Here is a 15,322-nt window from a genome sequence, read left to right as displayed (position 1 = left end):
TGACACTATCATGACTGAAAAATTACAATTATCTAAATCAGATCGTCAAAAGGTTTGGTGGCGTTCAACCTTCTTGCAAGGTTCTTGGAACTATGAACGGATGCAAAACTTGGGTTGGGCATACTCATTGATCCCAGCTATCAAAAAACTTTATACGAAGAAAGAAGACCAAGCGGCTGCTCTTGAGCGTCACATGGAATTCTTTAACACTCACCCATACGTTGCCGCTCCTATCATCGGGGTAACGCTTGCTCTTGAAGAAGAAAGAGCAAACGGTGCCGCTATTGACGATGCTGCCATCCAAGGGGTTAAAATTGGTATGATGGGTCCTTTGGCGGGTATCGGAGATCCAGTCTTCTGGTTTACAGTACGTCCTATCCTTGGTGCCCTTGGTGCATCACTTGCTGCGTCTGGTAACATCCTTGGCCCACTCATCTTCTTTATCGCATGGAATGCGATTCGTATGGCCTTCTTGTGGTACACGCAAGAACTTGGTTACAAAGCAGGTTCTGAAATTACCAAAGATATGTCTGGTGGGATCTTGCAAGACATCACTAAAGGGGCTTCTATCCTTGGGATGTTCATGCTCGCTGTCTTGGTAGAACGTTGGGTATCTATTAAATTCGTCTTCAATGTTTCTTCTGTCAAATTAGACGACAAAGCTTATATCCACTGGGATAAACTTCCTGAAGGATACAAGGGTATCCAAGAAGCCTTCGCTCAAGTTGGTTCAGGCCTATCTCAAACACCTGAAAAAGTTACAACTTTCCAACAAAACTTGGATTCATTGATTCCTGGTTTGATGGGATTACTTCTTACTTTTGCTTGTATGTGGTTGTTGAAGAAAAAAGTATCTCCAATCACCATCATCATCGCTCTCTTTGTAATCGGTGTACTAGCACACGTTGCTGGCTTGATGTAAGCAAAGATCAACTAAAAAGAAGGTTTCGGCCTTCTTTTTATTATGATATAATGGAGTGAACAGCAATACAGGAGGATCTCATGGCTCAATCATTGAATAAAACCGTTGAATTCCATACTACAGGGGTTTCTTACCTTGGAGTGGGGGGAAAGGTTGGAAAAATCCTAGTCGGGAATGCCGCTTTTGAATTTTATGCGGATGCAAATGTAGAAGACTACATCCAAATTCCCTGGCAAGAAATCGAGCGAATCGGAGCCAATGTATCCGGACGTAAAATTAGCCGCCATTTTGAAATCTATACCAGAGAATCAAAATTTCTCTTTGCTTCAAAAGACTCTGGAAAAATTTTAAAGATTGCTCGGGAACATCTAGGAAATGATAAAATTGTCAAACTTCCTACGTTGATCCAAATCATCACGGCTAAAATTAAAAATCTATTTGCAAAATAGAATCTTTTCTTGTATAATAGACGCAAACGGATAAGTAAGTTAAGAGGCTCTTTCAGAAAGTCTGCGGTTGCTGCGAGCAGATAGAAATCTTAATTGAAATTCTACCGTTTCTTTAAAATACAATATTGAATCAAGTGCACACCTGTGAAGTTGGATGGAACCGTGGCTCTGCCACTCCAACACTCTAACAGGTGTGTTTTTTGTTAAAGGAGAAGCTATGTTAGATATTAAACGGATTCGTACAGACTTTGATGCGGTTGCTAAAAAATTGGCAACACGTGGCGTAGATGCAGCTATTTTGAATGAAATGAAAGAAATCGATGCCAAACGTCGAGATATCTTAGTCAAAGTAGAAAATCTCAAAGCAGAGCGTAACACTGTATCTGCTGAAATAGCACAAGCTAAACGCAACAAGGAAAATGCAGATGATAAGATTGCTGCCATGCAAACCCTCTCTGCAGAGGTCAAAGCATTGGATACAGAATTGGCTGAAATCGATGCAAAATTAACTGAATTCACTACTACACTTCCAAATATCCCTGCTGACAGTGTCCCTGTTGGAGCGGATGAGGATGACAACGTTGAGGTTCGCCGTTGGGGAACACCTCGCGAATTTGGCTTTGAACCAAAAGCTCACTGGGATTTAGGTGAAGACCTTGATATCCTTGACTGGGAACGCGGGGCTAAAGTCACTGGTGCTCGTTTCCTCTTCTACAAAGGACTTGGAGCTCGCTTAGAACGCGCTATCTACAACTTCATGTTGGACGAACATGGCAAGGAAGGCTACACTGAAGTCATCCCTCCTTACATGGTCAACCATGATTCTATGTTTGGTACTGGTCAGTATCCAAAATTCAAGGAAGATACTTTTGAACTTAGCGATACCAATTATGTCCTCATTCCAACAGCTGAAGTTCCTTTGACAAACTACTATCGCGATGAAATTCTTGATGGGAAAGACCTTCCAATCTACTTCACCGCTATGAGTCCATCTTTCCGTTCAGAAGCTGGTTCAGCTGGTCGTGATACTCGTGGCTTGATCCGTTTGCACCAATTCCATAAGGTTGAAATGGTGAAGTTTGCTAAACCAGAAGAATCATATGATGAATTGGAAAAAATGGTTGTCAATGCTGAAAATATCCTTCAAAAACTGAATCTTCCATACCGAGTGGTAGCTCTCTCAACTGGAGACATGGGCTTCTCAGCTGCCAAGACTTATGACTTGGAAGTATGGATCCCAGCGCAAAACACCTACCGTGAAATCTCAAGCTGTTCCAATACAGAAGATTTCCAAGCTCGCCGTGCGCAAATCCGTTACCGTGATGAAGCAGATGGCAAGGTAAAACTCCTTCACACTTTGAACGGTTCTGGATTGGCTGTTGGACGTACCGTCGCTGCTATTCTTGAAAACTACCAAAACGAAGACGGTTCTGTGACTATTCCAGAAGTCCTCCGTCCATACATGGGTGGAGCTGAAGTTATCGCACCAAAATAAAGTTTAAAAAAACTGAGTCTTGCAAATTGCAAGCTCAGTTTTTTAATATTTACGAAAACGTTGGTAGCGTTGCTCTAAAAGATCCTCCAGAGATAAGGCTTGTAAAACCTTTAATTCTTCCTGTAATTCCTTCTTCACTTGAGCCAGTAGTTCACCATTTGAAAATCCATGCTCTGGAATCACCTTATCGACAATGCTCATATTTAACAACTCGTGAGAAGTAATCTTCATCAACTCTGCTGCTTCCATGGCACGGCTTCCATCTTTCCAAAGAATAGAGGCGAAACCTTCTGGACTCAAGACTGCATAGATGGAGTTCTCAAGCATCCAAACCTTATCTGCTACAGCAAGAGCCAAGGCACCACCAGAACCACCTTCTCCGATGATAATCGCGATAATCGGAACTTTTAAATCACTCATTTCCATGAGGTTGCGGGCAATGGCTTCACCTTGTCCTCGTTCCTCGGCACCAACACCAGGATAAGCACCCGCTGTATTGATAAAGGTCACAACTGGACGGCCAAACTTCTCCGCTTGCTTCATGAGGCGTAAAGCTTTTCGATAACCTTCTGGATGGGGTTGCCCAAAATTACGTTTTAGGTTATCCTGAAGATTTTTCCCTTTTTGGATCCCTACGACTGTAATGGTTTGATCACCTAAGCGTCCAATCCCACCAATCACTGCACCATCATCACGGAAGTTTCGATCTCCATGTAATTCGATAAAATCATCAAAGATTCCTTGAGCAAAATCAAGCGCAGTCAATCTTCCTTGATCACGTGCCTCTTTTATAATCTGTGTTATTTTACTCATGTTTACCTCCATGAAGGGCCAATAATTGTCCAACTGTTGCTCGGATTTGGCTTCTCTCCACGATCAAGTCAACAAATCCATGTTCTTGTAGAAATTCTGCTTTTTGGAAATCATCTGGCAATTTTTCACGCACAGTTGATTCAATCACGCGCCGACCGGCAAACCCAACCAAGGCTTGACTCTCTGCCATGATAATATCACCTTCCATAGCAAATGAAGCCGTCACCCCACCGGTTGTTGGATCTGTCAATACCGTCAAATAGAATAATTTTTCTTTAGAATGACGTTGAACAGCCGCAGAAATTTTTGCCATTTGCATCAAACTCACGATTCCTTCTTGCATCCGAGCACCACCGGAAGCGGTAAAAAGAACAACTGGCAATTTTTCTTTTGTCGCAAATTCAAATAAACGAGTAATTTTTTCGCCTACTACAGAACCCATTGAAGCCATGATAAAGTTGGAATCCATGATCCCAAGCGCAACTTTTTGCCCTTTAATCAAGGCAGCTCCAGTCAGGACAGCTTCATCCAGTCCTGTCATTTCCCGCACTGCTGCTAATTTCTTCTTATAATTTGGGAAATTCAAAGGATCTGTCGTTTCGATTCCTGTAAACATTTCTTCAAAGCTAGCTGGATCCACTGTCAACGCCAAGCGTTCTTTAGCAGAAATACGGAAGGTATAGCCACAATTCGGGCAGACACGCTCACTACCTAAATCCTTTTGGTAAATGGTATGTTTACAACCTGGGCATTGTGAAAATAGTTCATCAGGAACTTCAGGTTTTGGCTGAGGCTCCTTCCAGGCTGACCTATTCGGATTGATCCGAATATATTTATCTTTTTTAGAAAATAATGCCATTACTTACTCCTTATAATATGCTACAGTATCTGAAGCATTACTATAAAAGCCTGAAACTGTGAAGATGATGTTCATACTTCCCTCACAAGTCCAGGCTTTTTCATCATTCCTTATTATAATTTGGAAGGAATTGTTCCATCAAAAATGCAGTGTCATAATCACCAGCGATCACATGTGAATCTGAAATCAAATCCAACTGGAAACTGCTATTGGTGGTGACACCATCGATTTCCAACTCATAAAGAGCACGCTGCATTTTCATCAGTGCATCAAAGCGATTTTCCCCATGGACAATGATCTTGGCAATCATACTATCATAGTATGGTGGAATCGTATACCCAGGATACACAGCAGAATCCACACGCAAGCCAACCCCACCACTTGGAAGATAGAGATTAGTGATCTTACCAGGGCTAGGTGCAAAGTTGAAGGAAGGATTTTCCGCATTGATCCGGCATTCAATCGCATGGCCTTTAATGACAATATCCTCTTGAGTAACGGATAATTCTTGGCCAGCTGCGATTTTAATCTGTTCCTTAACGATATCAACTCCTGTTACAAATTCCGTGACAGGATGCTCTACTTGGACACGGGTATTCATTTCCATAAAGTAGAACTCACCCTTGCCTTCATCATACAAGAATTCAATCGTTCCAGCATTCTCGTACCCAACTGATTCAGCTGCACGAACAGCTGCAGAACCAATCCGATCACGAAGCGTTTTTCCAATAGCAATCGAAGGGGATTCTTCTAGAACTTTTTGGTTATTTCGTTGAAGAGAACAATCGCGTTCACCTAAGTGAATAACATGTCCATGCTGATCCGCTAAAATCTGTACTTCAATGTGGCGTGCCGGATAAATCACCCGTTCCATATACATGGCACCATTTCCAAAAGCAGCTTGAGCTTCTGAGGAAGCAGATTCAAAAGCAGCAACCAAATCTTCTGGTTTTTCAACCTTCCGAATTCCTTTACCACCGCCTCCTGCAGATGCTTTCAACATCACAGGGTAACCAATACGCTCTGCAATCTCGAGGGCTTCTTCAGCAGTATACACTTCACCATCTGATCCAGGAATAACAGGTACTCCTGCTTTGATCATCTGTTTACGAGCATTAATCTTATCCCCCATCAAATCCATGACTTTAGCAGAAGGACCAATAAATTTAATGCCCACTTCCTCACACATGGTCGCAAATTTTGAGTTTTCACTTAAAAATCCAAAACCAGGATGGATAGCTTCTGCTCCTGTTAGAACAGCTGCAGACAAGACAGCACTCATATTCAAATAAGACTCTGTTGATTTAGCAGGTCCAATACAGACTGCTTCATCCGCTAGTAAGGTATGCAAGGCTTCTTTATCAGCAGTAGAATACACTGCAACCGTCTCGATGCCAAGTTCACGAGCCGCACGAATAATACGAACTGCAATCTCACCACGATTGGCGATTAAGATCTTACGAAACATAGATAGGCCTTTCTTAATTTCCAATTGCAAACGTAAGCGTTCCTGAAGCTGCAAGCTTACCGTCTACTTCTGCTTTCGCTTCAACAACAGCAATTGTTCCACGACGTTTGACAAAAGTAGCTGTCATCACCAGTTGATCTCCTGGAACGACTTGTTTTTTAAACTTCACCTTGTCCATCCCTGCATAAAAGACTAATTTTCCTTTATTTTCAGGTTTTGACAACTCTAGTACACCTGCTGTTTGTGCCAAAGCTTCCATGATGAGAACACCTGGCATAACAGGATATTGTGGAAAATGTCCATTAAAAAATGGTTCATTAATTGTCACGTTCTTAATGGCAACAATCGTATCTTCGCTTGTTTCCAATACGCGATCCACCAAAAGCATTGGGTAACGATGCGGCAAAGCCTCACGAATAGCATTAATATCAATTGTCATTTGATTCGAACCAATCCTTTTCCAAATTCAACCATTTCTTCATTCGTTACCAAAATTTCAGTGACTACCCCATCTTTAGGTGCTGGGACTTCATTCATCACTTTCATGGCTTCGATAATCAAGAGTGTTTGACCCTTAGTAACTTTGTCTCCTACAGATACAAAGGCTGATTTATCCGGTGCTGGCGACAAGTAAGCCACCCCAACCAATGGACTTTCAACCACATCACCTTCTGCAGCCTGAGCTGGAGCAGCAACTGGTTCAGCCGCTACAGCTGGAGTTGCTGGGGCTTCAACAACAGGGGCTACTACAGGAGTTTGAGGAGTTGCTACCACTTCAACTGCAGGAGCAACCGGTGTAGCCGCAACTGAACTCGTTTGGTTTTTACTCAAATTCAATTCTTCGCCATTATTTTTATATGAGAATTCACGCAAAGTTGACGCATCAAATTGAGCCAACAAATCTTTGATTTCAGAAATATTCATGAATTAACCCTCCCAACGTTTAAAGGCCAGAACAGCATTGTGTCCTCCAAAACCAAAGGTATTTGAGATAGCATACTGAATATCCGCTTCTTGACCTTCACCATAAACAACGTTTGCTTCGATATAGTCAGACAATTCTTTGGTACCAGCAGTTTTTGGTACAAAGCTGTGACGAATCGCTTCGATGGTAGCAATCGCTTCAACCGCACCAGCAGCACCAAGCAAGTGTCCTGTAAATGATTTAGTAGATGATACAGGAACTTCTTTACCAAGTACAGAAACAATAGCTCCGCTTTCACCTTTCTCATTGGCTGGTGTAGATGTACCATGTGCGTTGACATAATCGACATCTTCAGGCTTGATACCAGCTTCATTGATCGCTAATTTAATCGCTTTAGCCGCACCTGAACCATCTGGTGTTGGTGTTGTCATATGGTAAGCATCACAGTTTGATCCGTAACCAACAATCTCAGCCAAGATGTTAGCACCACGTTTTTGAGCATGTTCCAAGCTTTCAATAACGAGAACCCCTGCACCTTCCCCCATCACAAAACCATTACGGTCTTTGTCAAATGGAATAGATGAACGTTCTGGGTCTTCCGTTGTTGAAAGGGCCGTAAGGGCATTGAAACCACCGATACCAATCTTAGTAATCGAAGCTTCAGCACCACCTGCCAAAACAACATCATGCATACCAAATTTAATTTCACGGAAAGCTTCACCAATTGCATCATTGGCAGAAGCACAAGCTGTTGTCACGGATTTACATACCCCTTGAGCCCCAATCTTAAGTGCGATGTTTCCAGCACCCATGTTTGAAAGAGCTTTTGGAATAAACATTGGTTGGATTCTCTTCATCCCACGTTCATGCATCCGGATAATTTGATCTTCCAATTCTTGCAAACCACCGATACCAGATGATACAATCACACCTACACGATCGCGGTCTTCTTCTTCCATATTCAAGCCTGAATTTTCAATAGCTTCCATCGCAGCATAGATTGCATACAATGAGTAAGTATCCATACGATTTTGATCTTTTTTCACAAAATATTTATCGAATGGGAAATCTTGAATTTCACCAGCATTAAAGACTGGAATTTCAGAAGCATCAAATTTCGTAATGGGCTTGATTCCAATTTTTCCTTCATGAAGGCTATTCCAGAACTCCTCTGGTGTATTTCCGATTGGTGAGGTTACACCGTAACCTGTAACAACAACACGATTTGTAGACATATATATTCTCCTTTTGTCGGATGGATATTTAAGTAAGTGATTTTCGATCAGTAAGCATTCATTATTGCATAGTCATGCCGCCATCAATGGCAATTGTTTGACCAGTTAAATATTCTTGACCTGCCAAGAAAGCCGCAACTTCTGCCACTTCTTCAGCTTGACCAATTCGTTTCATTGGCACTTGAGCTAGCATGGCATCTTTCATTTTCTCTGGAATAGCGTCTGTCATATCTGATTCAATGAAACCAGGTGCAATGGCATTCACACGAACGCCACGAGCCGCAACTTCACGCGCAACGGATTTGGTAAAACCAATCAATCCAGCTTTTGAAGCTGCATAGTTCGCTTGACCAATATTCCCCATTAGACCAACAACAGAGGACATGTTGATAATGGCACCTTGACGAGCCTTAGACATCGGTTTTAAGACAGCTTGAGTCATATTAAAGGCACCGGTCAAGTTGATTTTCAAGACCCGTTCAAAATCTTCTTCAGTCATTTTCAACATCAACTTGTCGTTTGTAATGCCAGCGTTATTGACCAAAACATCAACACTTCCAAGCTTTTCAATTGCTTCAGCCACCATACGTTGCGCATCTTCGCCATTAGAAATATCTCCAGAAATACCAACAACAGTCACACCATAGTCAGCAAACTGTGCAAGCAAGTCCTCAGAAATTTCAGAACGTCCATTTAGGACAACATTGGCACCGAGACTCGCAAATTTATGAGCCACAGCCAATCCAATTCCGCGTGTTGAACCTGTTACAAAAACATTTTTATTTTTAAGTTCCATCTTTACCTCGTTTTAAGCATTCAGAAGTGCATCTAGACTAGCCTGATCTTCGACGTTATGAGTTGGAAGAGTTTTATCAATTTTCTTCAAGAATCCTGACAAGACTTTTCCAGGTCCGATCTCGATGACTTCATCTACACCAAAGTCTTGAATCGTAGCAATTGAATCATAGAAACGAACCGGTTCTTTTACTTGACGGGCCAAAAGTGCTTTCACATCTTCTGACTTCATGATAGTAGCTTCTGTATTCCCAACTAAAGGAAGATCAAAATCATTAAATGATACTTTTTCTAGTTCAGCCGCCAATTTTTGACTAGCAGATTCCAGTAAGGCTGTGTGGAATGGACCTGACACATTCAAAGGGATCAAGCGTTTGGCACCTGCTTCCTTCAATAGTTCCACAGCATAGTCCACAGCTGCAACCTCACCACCAATCACAATTTGTGCTGGTGTATTGTAGTTAGCTGGTGTCACTACACCCTTTTCGGATGCTTGTTGACAAATCTCTTCGATCAAACTTGGATCTGTATTCATAACAGCAACCATTTTCCCACTTCCAGCAGGAGCTGCTGTTTCCATGAATTCACCACGTTTCGCAACCAAAGCTACTGCATCTTCAAACGGAAGAGCTCCAGCCGCAACTAAGGCAGAATATTCCCCCAAAGAGAGACCGGCAACAATATCAGGAGTGATACCATTTTCTACTAAGAGACGATAAATGGCTACTGACGTTGTCAAAATAGCTGGTTGAGTATAGCGTGTCTGATTCAGTTTTTCTTCGTTAGAATCAATCAATTCACGCAAATCATAGCCTAGAATACGACTAGCCGTATCAAATGTCTCTTTAACAACGGGATAAGCCGCATACAAATCGCTCGCCATGCCCAATTTCTGAGCCCCTTGACCAGCAAATAAGAACGCACGTTTTGTCACTATCCTAATCCTTTCGACGTTTTTAGACGTTTACATCTGCCCAACGAGCAGCTTCTTCTTTAATCACCTTGGCAGCACCTGTGTAAAGGTCTTCCAAGATTTCTGCACATGTTTCTTCTTTACGAACAAGACCTGCAATTTGTCCAGCCATAACTGAACCATATTCCACATCTCCATCAACAACAGCGTTACGAAGGGCACCTGCACCAAGCTCTTCAATTTCCTCTTGAGTCTTCTTACCAGCCAAGAAATCTTTTTCAGCTTGGTTATATTCTGTAGCCAATTTATTCTTAATCGCACGAACTGGGTGTCCAACAACTGAGGCTGAAATAACAGTATCAATATCTTTAGCCTTCAAAATCTTATCTTTGAAGTTTTGGTGTGCATTAGATTCCTTAGCAACAGCGAAACGAGTACCAACCTGAACAGCTTCTGCTCCAAGCATAAGAACAGCAGCCATACCACGTCCATCTGCAACACCACCAGCACCAATAACTGGGATAGATACCGCATCCGCAACCTGGCGAACAAGTGCCATGGTTGTCAATTTACCAATGTGACCACCAGCTTCCATACCTTCTGCGACAACAGCATCAGCTCCAAGTTTTTCCATACGTTTAGCAAGTGCTACCGATGGAATAACTGGGATTACTGTAATTCCAGCTTCGTGGAAACGCTCCATATATTTACCTGGGTTTCCGGCACCTGTTGTAACAACCTTAACACCCTCTTCGATAACGAGGTCGACGATGTCATCTGCAAATGGTGACAAAAGCATGATATTAACACCGAATGGTTTGTCAGTGATTTGTTTTACTCTATCAATATTAGCTTTTACCACTTCTTTAGGGGCATTACCACCACCAATAATTCCGAGTCCACCAGCATTTGAAACGGCTCCAGCCAAGTCTCCATCAGCAACCCAGGCCATACCACCTTGGAAGATTGGATATTTAATATTCAATAGTTCAGTAATTCGTGTTTGCATTATACCTACCTCTTTTTTCGCTTAAGTAATAGTTTGAGTTTAAAAGATTGTTTCTTTGAGCCTCAAACTATTACCTAAACAAGAGAGAATATCTTTCGATACTCTCATCTATCATTATTTTGTTTTTTCTTCTACGTAAGCGACAAGGTCACCAACTGTAGACAATCCTTCTTCAGTTTCGATTTGGATGTCAAAAGCATCTTCAATTTCAGAGATAACTTGGAACAAATCCAATGAATCTGCTTCTAAATCTTCGAATGTAGATTCAAGAGTTACTTCTGATGGTTCTTTACCAAGTTCTTCAACGATAATTTCTTGTACTTTTTCAAATACTGCCATGATAGGCCTCCTTAAAAAATAATATATAAATTTTTAAAATGTGTTTCCACATGTTTAACTAGATTGTAACAAGAAGTGTGCCCCATGTCAAACCTCCACCGAATCCTGTCAGAAGAATTTTTTGACTTCCATCCATCTTGATTCGATGATTCTCGACACACTCCGATAATAGAATGGGAATACTAGCAGCACTAGTGTTCCCATATTCCATCATATTTGCTGGGATTTTCTCTCTAGAGACACCCAGTTTTTTTGACATCTTATCTAACATTCGGTCATTCGCCTGGTGTAAGAGAAAATAGTCAATCTCTTCTGCTTCCATAGAGGCGTCTGCTATCATTTTTTGAATACTTTTCGTGACATCACGAATGGCAAAATCAAAAACTGCCCTTCCGTCCATTGTCAGATATTTTCGATCAGAAACTTCATCTGAATAAGGAGAAGACAGACCCAGATAGCATGACTCAAGGCTAGCCCCTCGGCTACCATCCGTAAAAAGATTTTCAGCCAAAAACGATTTTTGATCGCTCGCTTCAAGCAAGACACCACCAGCCCCATCTCCAAAAAGTACTGAAGTGGAACGGTCTGACCAGTCTAATACTTTTGAAAGCGTCTCACTACCGATCACAATTCCTCGCCGGTACATACCTGAAGAAATGTATTTTTCAGCAGTGGCTAATGCAAATACAAATCCGCTACATGCTGCAGTCAGATCAAAGGCAAAAGCTCGAGAAGCTCCAATATTAGCTTGTACCCGGGCTGCAGTTGATGGCATTAAGCTGTCTGGAGTAATCGTAGCAACAACGATGAAATCAATTTCCTCAGCATCTAAGTTTGCTTTTGCTAATAATCTTTGTGCAACAATTGTTGCTAGATCACTTGTCGTCTCATCTTTTGAAATGTGACGCCGAAGGATACCTGTCCGACTACTGATCCATTCATCACTTGTATCCATGATCTCAGCCAAATCATCATTTGATACGACTTGGTCAGGTGCATAATGAGCAACTTGACTAATTTTAGCAAAGACCATTATTTAATTTCCTCCAAGAAACGATACAGATTTTGCAATCCTTTTTGCATCACTTTCTTCTCTTCGGGACTCATATCTCCAATAATCTGGTTGACCATCCGTTTATGGAATTGCTGATGAAGACGATAAAGTAGACGACCGTTCTTCGTTAAACTCAAGTGTACAACCCGGCGATCAACTTCCGATCTTCTTCTTTCGATATACCCTTTGCGCTCAAGATTATTCAAACTTGTCGTGACAGTCCCCAAAGTTACCATCAACTCCCGTGAAATATCACTCGGGGTTGCATTCGGTGTCGAACCAATCACATCGATCGTATGCATTTCTTTAATAGAAACATCTTTGAATCGACTTGCTCTTAGGCTCGACTCCTCAATAACCAAAACATTATTAAAGATGGATGTTAAATAGTCGTTAACTAATTGGTAATTCAAAACTCCACCTCCTAATTTTACTTTGATAGTCAAATTTTATCAAAAATGAAAATAATTTGCAAGCATTTTTTCACAAAACATAGAAAAATTACAAATTTATTTTCCTTTAAATTGTGGCCGACGTTTCTCAGAGTAGGCAATAACCCCTTCCTTGAAATCTTCTGTAAATGCTAGTTTCTTTTGCAAATCCAATTCAAGACCCGCATATTGGTCCCATTCTTTCAAGAATGCTTCCCAAACCATTTCTTTCATGGCAGCATAAGAATTTGAAGATCCTCTTCTTAATTTTTTAAGCAATTGCTCAACTGTTTTATCGAGTCTTTCAGATTCACAAACACGATAAGCTAGGCCATAATCAAATGCCTTTTCAGCAGTCAAGGCTTCACCCGTCATTACTAAATGAGTAGCCCGAGACATGCCAATGGCTTTTCCTAACAAGAATAACCCACCCGCATCCGGTGCTAAACCAACCCCAACAAAGGCTTGGATAAATTTAGTACGATCACTAATAATACAAAAATCAACAGCTACTGCAATGTTAGCAGCTGCTCCAGCAACCGCTCCATCTGCCATCATAATAACCGGTTTTGGCAATTGCTTGATTTTCTTTGAAATCGTATTAACTAATTCGGCAATTAAAACAAGAGACTCGATGTCATCCGCATCGACTGCGCGTTTCATTTCGCTTAAATCTCCACCAACTGAAAAGATTTTCCCTTCTGCTGATAGAATAATGAATTTTACTTCCTCATTTTTTTCTGCATCTTCCAGGGCAGCCAAAATTTCCTGACACATTGGAATGTTAAAACCATTGGATACTTCAGGACGATTTAAAGAGATTGTCGCGAGGTCGTTTTCGACAGAATACAAAATTGTTTCAAACATCACAGACTCCTTTTGTTTAAATATAAAATATTTTGATATTAAAACTTTTGAATTATAACATATCATACCACAAAAAAGTAAAATAGTAAAATATATCTATAAGATGTAACAAAATTGTAAAATTTGAATAATTACAATTTCTCTCCTCTACAGAATCAATTATTTTATGCCCTATCTGTAAATACATTGTATCAATAACTGAACTTTGATATAATGTATTAATGAAACTATTAAGGAGAAAATATGAAAGTAACTAAATTCGGTGGAAGTTCTCTAGCATCAGCTTCTCAATTAAAAAAAGTACTTGATATCATTAAAGATGATCCAGAAAGAAGATTTGTAGTTGTATCAGCTCCAGGCAAACGCAACGCTGAAGATACAAAAGTAACAGACGCTCTGATCCGGTATTATAAAGAATTTACTTCAGATAAGGATGTCACACAAACACAACAGTGGATTATTGAACGTTATCGTGCCATTACAGAAGAATTGGGTCTCAAAGATTCCATTATTCAAGAAATTGCTGAAGATATCTATGATTTAACAAATTTACCTAAAAAAGGGAATCCATTCACATACGATGCATTCCTAGCAGCAGGCGAAAATAACAATGCTAAACTCATTGCTGCTTATTTCAATCAAAATGGATTAGAAGCAAGATACATCCATCCAAAAGAGGCAGGGATTACAGTCACTGCAGAACCTTCCAACGCTCGTATATTACCATCTAGTTACGATAAAATTGAAGAACTAAAAGACTCAAGTGAAGTGATTGTCATTCCAGGATTCTTTGGTGTTACTCAAGATGGTGATATTTGTACATTTTCTCGTGGTGGATCTGATATTACTGGATCGATCATTGCAGCAGGTGTAAAAGCAGACTTATACGAAAACTTTACAGACGTAAATGGTATTTTTGCAGCACATCCAGGTATTATTAAACACCCACATTCTATTCCTGAATTAACCTACAAAGAAATGCGTGAATTAGCCTATGCTGGTTTTTCAGTCTTACATGATGAAGCACTTGTTCCAGCATACAGAGGTAAAATTCCATTAGTCATTAAAAATACAAATAATCCAGACCACCCTGGAACCCGCATTGTTTTGGAACATTCAAATGATCATGTGACTGTTGTAGGGATTGCAGGTGATTCAGGATTCGTTAGTATTAACACTACAAAATACCTTATGAACCGCGAAGTCGGTTTTGGTCGAAAAGTCCTTCAAATTTTAGAAGATCTCAATATCAGTTGGGAACATATGCCAACAGGAATTGATGATTTATCCATCATTTTGCGTTCACGTGAACTGACTCCAATCAAAGAACAAGAGATTCTGAAACAATTAACACAAAAGCTAGAAGTTGACACAGCCGAAATTGAACATGATCTTTCTATCATTATGATTGTTGGTGAGAAAATGAAGAGTCAGGTAGGGGTTACTGCCACTGCAGCCAAAGCACTATCAGAAAATGAAGTGAATATTCAAATGATCTCGCAAGGTTCTAGTGAAGTTTCCATTATATTCGTTGTAAGTAAAGATCAAGAAGAAAAAGCAATTAAAGCCTTATATCAAGCATTTTTCCCAAATAACTAAATAGAGAAAAGCTCCGTTAACTAAACGGAGCTTTAATTAACATTAAAATGAAAAGTAAAAAAAAGATCAATTACTTGATCTCTTTTATTCTATACTCCGCCAGTAGGACTCGAACCTACGACATCATGATTAACAGTCATGCGCTACTA

Annotated in this window: 17 protein-coding genes; 4 read left to right on the top strand and 13 right to left on the bottom strand. The window is 40.6% G+C overall.

Annotated elements, in window-relative coordinates; translation table 11 throughout:
* Positions 1–10 precede the first annotated feature (10 nt).
* From LIZ08_RS05560 to serS, 3 genes are all read left to right on the top strand, one after another.
* Complete coding sequence (locus LIZ08_RS05560; protein ID WP_049471730.1) at positions 11–922, top strand: PTS system mannose/fructose/sorbose family transporter subunit IID; 912 nt, start codon at positions 11–13, stop codon at positions 920–922.
* An 80-nt stretch (positions 923–1,002) separates the two neighbouring features.
* A complete protein-coding gene (locus tag LIZ08_RS05555; protein ID WP_023920226.1) occupies positions 1,003–1,371 on the top strand; it encodes a DUF956 family protein in 369 nt (122 codons plus the stop codon).
* Between the two features lie 217 nt (positions 1,372–1,588).
* Positions 1,589–2,866: a serine--tRNA ligase gene (gene serS / locus LIZ08_RS05550; protein WP_003018473.1), complete on the top strand. Its 1,278-nt coding sequence runs from the start codon at positions 1,589–1,591 to the stop codon at positions 2,864–2,866.
* 42 nt (positions 2,867–2,908) lie between these two features.
* On the opposite strand, the gene LIZ08_RS05545 is transcribed toward serS, so the two are convergent.
* The 13 genes from LIZ08_RS05545 to LIZ08_RS05485 form a co-directional block, all read right to left on the bottom strand.
* Entirely contained in the window at positions 2,909–3,679 is a 771-nt protein-coding gene (locus LIZ08_RS05545; protein WP_227038448.1) for an acetyl-CoA carboxylase carboxyl transferase subunit alpha, read from the bottom strand.
* Positions 3,672–4,538, bottom strand: coding sequence for an acetyl-CoA carboxylase, carboxyltransferase subunit beta (gene accD / locus LIZ08_RS05540; RefSeq protein ID WP_045760242.1), 867 nt, complete (start codon positions 4,536–4,538; stop codon positions 3,672–3,674). The genes LIZ08_RS05545 and accD overlap by 8 nt, the downstream gene beginning before the upstream one ends.
* Positions 4,539–4,641: 103 nt before the next feature.
* Complete coding sequence (locus LIZ08_RS05535) at positions 4,642–6,006, bottom strand: acetyl-CoA carboxylase biotin carboxylase subunit (protein ID WP_045760281.1); 1,365 nt, start codon at positions 6,004–6,006, stop codon at positions 4,642–4,644.
* 13 nt (positions 6,007–6,019) lie between these two features.
* A complete protein-coding gene (fabZ, locus tag LIZ08_RS05530; protein WP_003004019.1) occupies positions 6,020–6,445 on the bottom strand; it encodes a 3-hydroxyacyl-ACP dehydratase FabZ in 426 nt (141 codons plus the stop codon).
* Positions 6,442–6,930, bottom strand: a complete 489-nt coding sequence (gene accB, locus LIZ08_RS05525; protein ID WP_049506156.1) for an acetyl-CoA carboxylase biotin carboxyl carrier protein — start codon at positions 6,928–6,930, stop codon at positions 6,442–6,444. The genes fabZ and accB overlap by 4 nt, the downstream gene beginning before the upstream one ends.
* A gap of 3 nt (positions 6,931–6,933) precedes the next feature.
* Entirely contained in the window at positions 6,934–8,166 is a 1,233-nt protein-coding gene (fabF, locus tag LIZ08_RS05520) for a beta-ketoacyl-ACP synthase II (protein ID WP_003010454.1), read from the bottom strand.
* Between the two features lie 61 nt (positions 8,167–8,227).
* Positions 8,228–8,962: a 3-oxoacyl-[acyl-carrier-protein] reductase gene (fabG, locus tag LIZ08_RS05515; RefSeq protein ID WP_003010456.1), complete on the bottom strand. Its 735-nt coding sequence runs from the start codon at positions 8,960–8,962 to the stop codon at positions 8,228–8,230.
* Positions 8,963–8,974: 12 nt separating this feature from the next.
* Positions 8,975–9,895, bottom strand: coding sequence for an ACP S-malonyltransferase (gene fabD, locus LIZ08_RS05510; RefSeq protein ID WP_227038447.1), 921 nt, complete (start codon positions 9,893–9,895; stop codon positions 8,975–8,977).
* Positions 9,896–9,917: 22 nt separating this feature from the next.
* On the bottom strand, positions 9,918–10,883 hold the full coding sequence (gene fabK, locus LIZ08_RS05505) for an enoyl-[acyl-carrier-protein] reductase FabK (RefSeq protein WP_037608323.1): 966 nt from the start codon (positions 10,881–10,883) through the stop codon (positions 9,918–9,920).
* Positions 10,884–10,997: 114 nt separating this feature from the next.
* Positions 10,998–11,222, bottom strand: a complete 225-nt coding sequence (locus LIZ08_RS05500; protein WP_003003892.1) for an acyl carrier protein — start codon at positions 11,220–11,222, stop codon at positions 10,998–11,000.
* 58 nt (positions 11,223–11,280) lie between these two features.
* Positions 11,281–12,255: a beta-ketoacyl-ACP synthase III gene (locus LIZ08_RS05495; RefSeq protein WP_070594433.1), complete on the bottom strand. Its 975-nt coding sequence runs from the start codon at positions 12,253–12,255 to the stop codon at positions 11,281–11,283.
* Positions 12,255–12,689 carry a MarR family winged helix-turn-helix transcriptional regulator gene (locus LIZ08_RS05490; protein WP_003003993.1) on the bottom strand — a complete coding sequence of 145 codons (435 nt, stop codon included), beginning with the start codon at positions 12,687–12,689 and terminating at the stop codon, positions 12,255–12,257. Before LIZ08_RS05490 ends, LIZ08_RS05495 begins: the two co-directional genes overlap by 1 nt.
* 96 nt (positions 12,690–12,785) lie before the next feature.
* Positions 12,786–13,577, bottom strand: coding sequence for an enoyl-CoA hydratase (locus LIZ08_RS05485; RefSeq protein WP_045760237.1), 792 nt, complete (start codon positions 13,575–13,577; stop codon positions 12,786–12,788).
* Positions 13,578–13,817: 240 nt separating this feature from the next.
* Here LIZ08_RS05485 and LIZ08_RS05480 point away from each other — a divergent pair, with 240 nt between their 5' ends.
* Positions 13,818–15,173 carry an aspartate kinase gene (locus LIZ08_RS05480; RefSeq protein ID WP_223345652.1) on the top strand — a complete coding sequence of 452 codons (1,356 nt, stop codon included), beginning with the start codon at positions 13,818–13,820 and terminating at the stop codon, positions 15,171–15,173.
* The last annotated feature ends 149 nt before the right edge of the window (positions 15,174–15,322 follow it).

This window comes from Streptococcus sp. 210928-DFI.4.42, assembly GCF_020554365.1.
Taxonomy (GTDB): domain Bacteria; phylum Bacillota; class Bacilli; order Lactobacillales; family Streptococcaceae; genus Streptococcus; species Streptococcus parasanguinis_S.
Note: the sequence above shows the minus strand (reverse complement) of the source record. Positions and strands in the feature narration are given on the sequence as shown.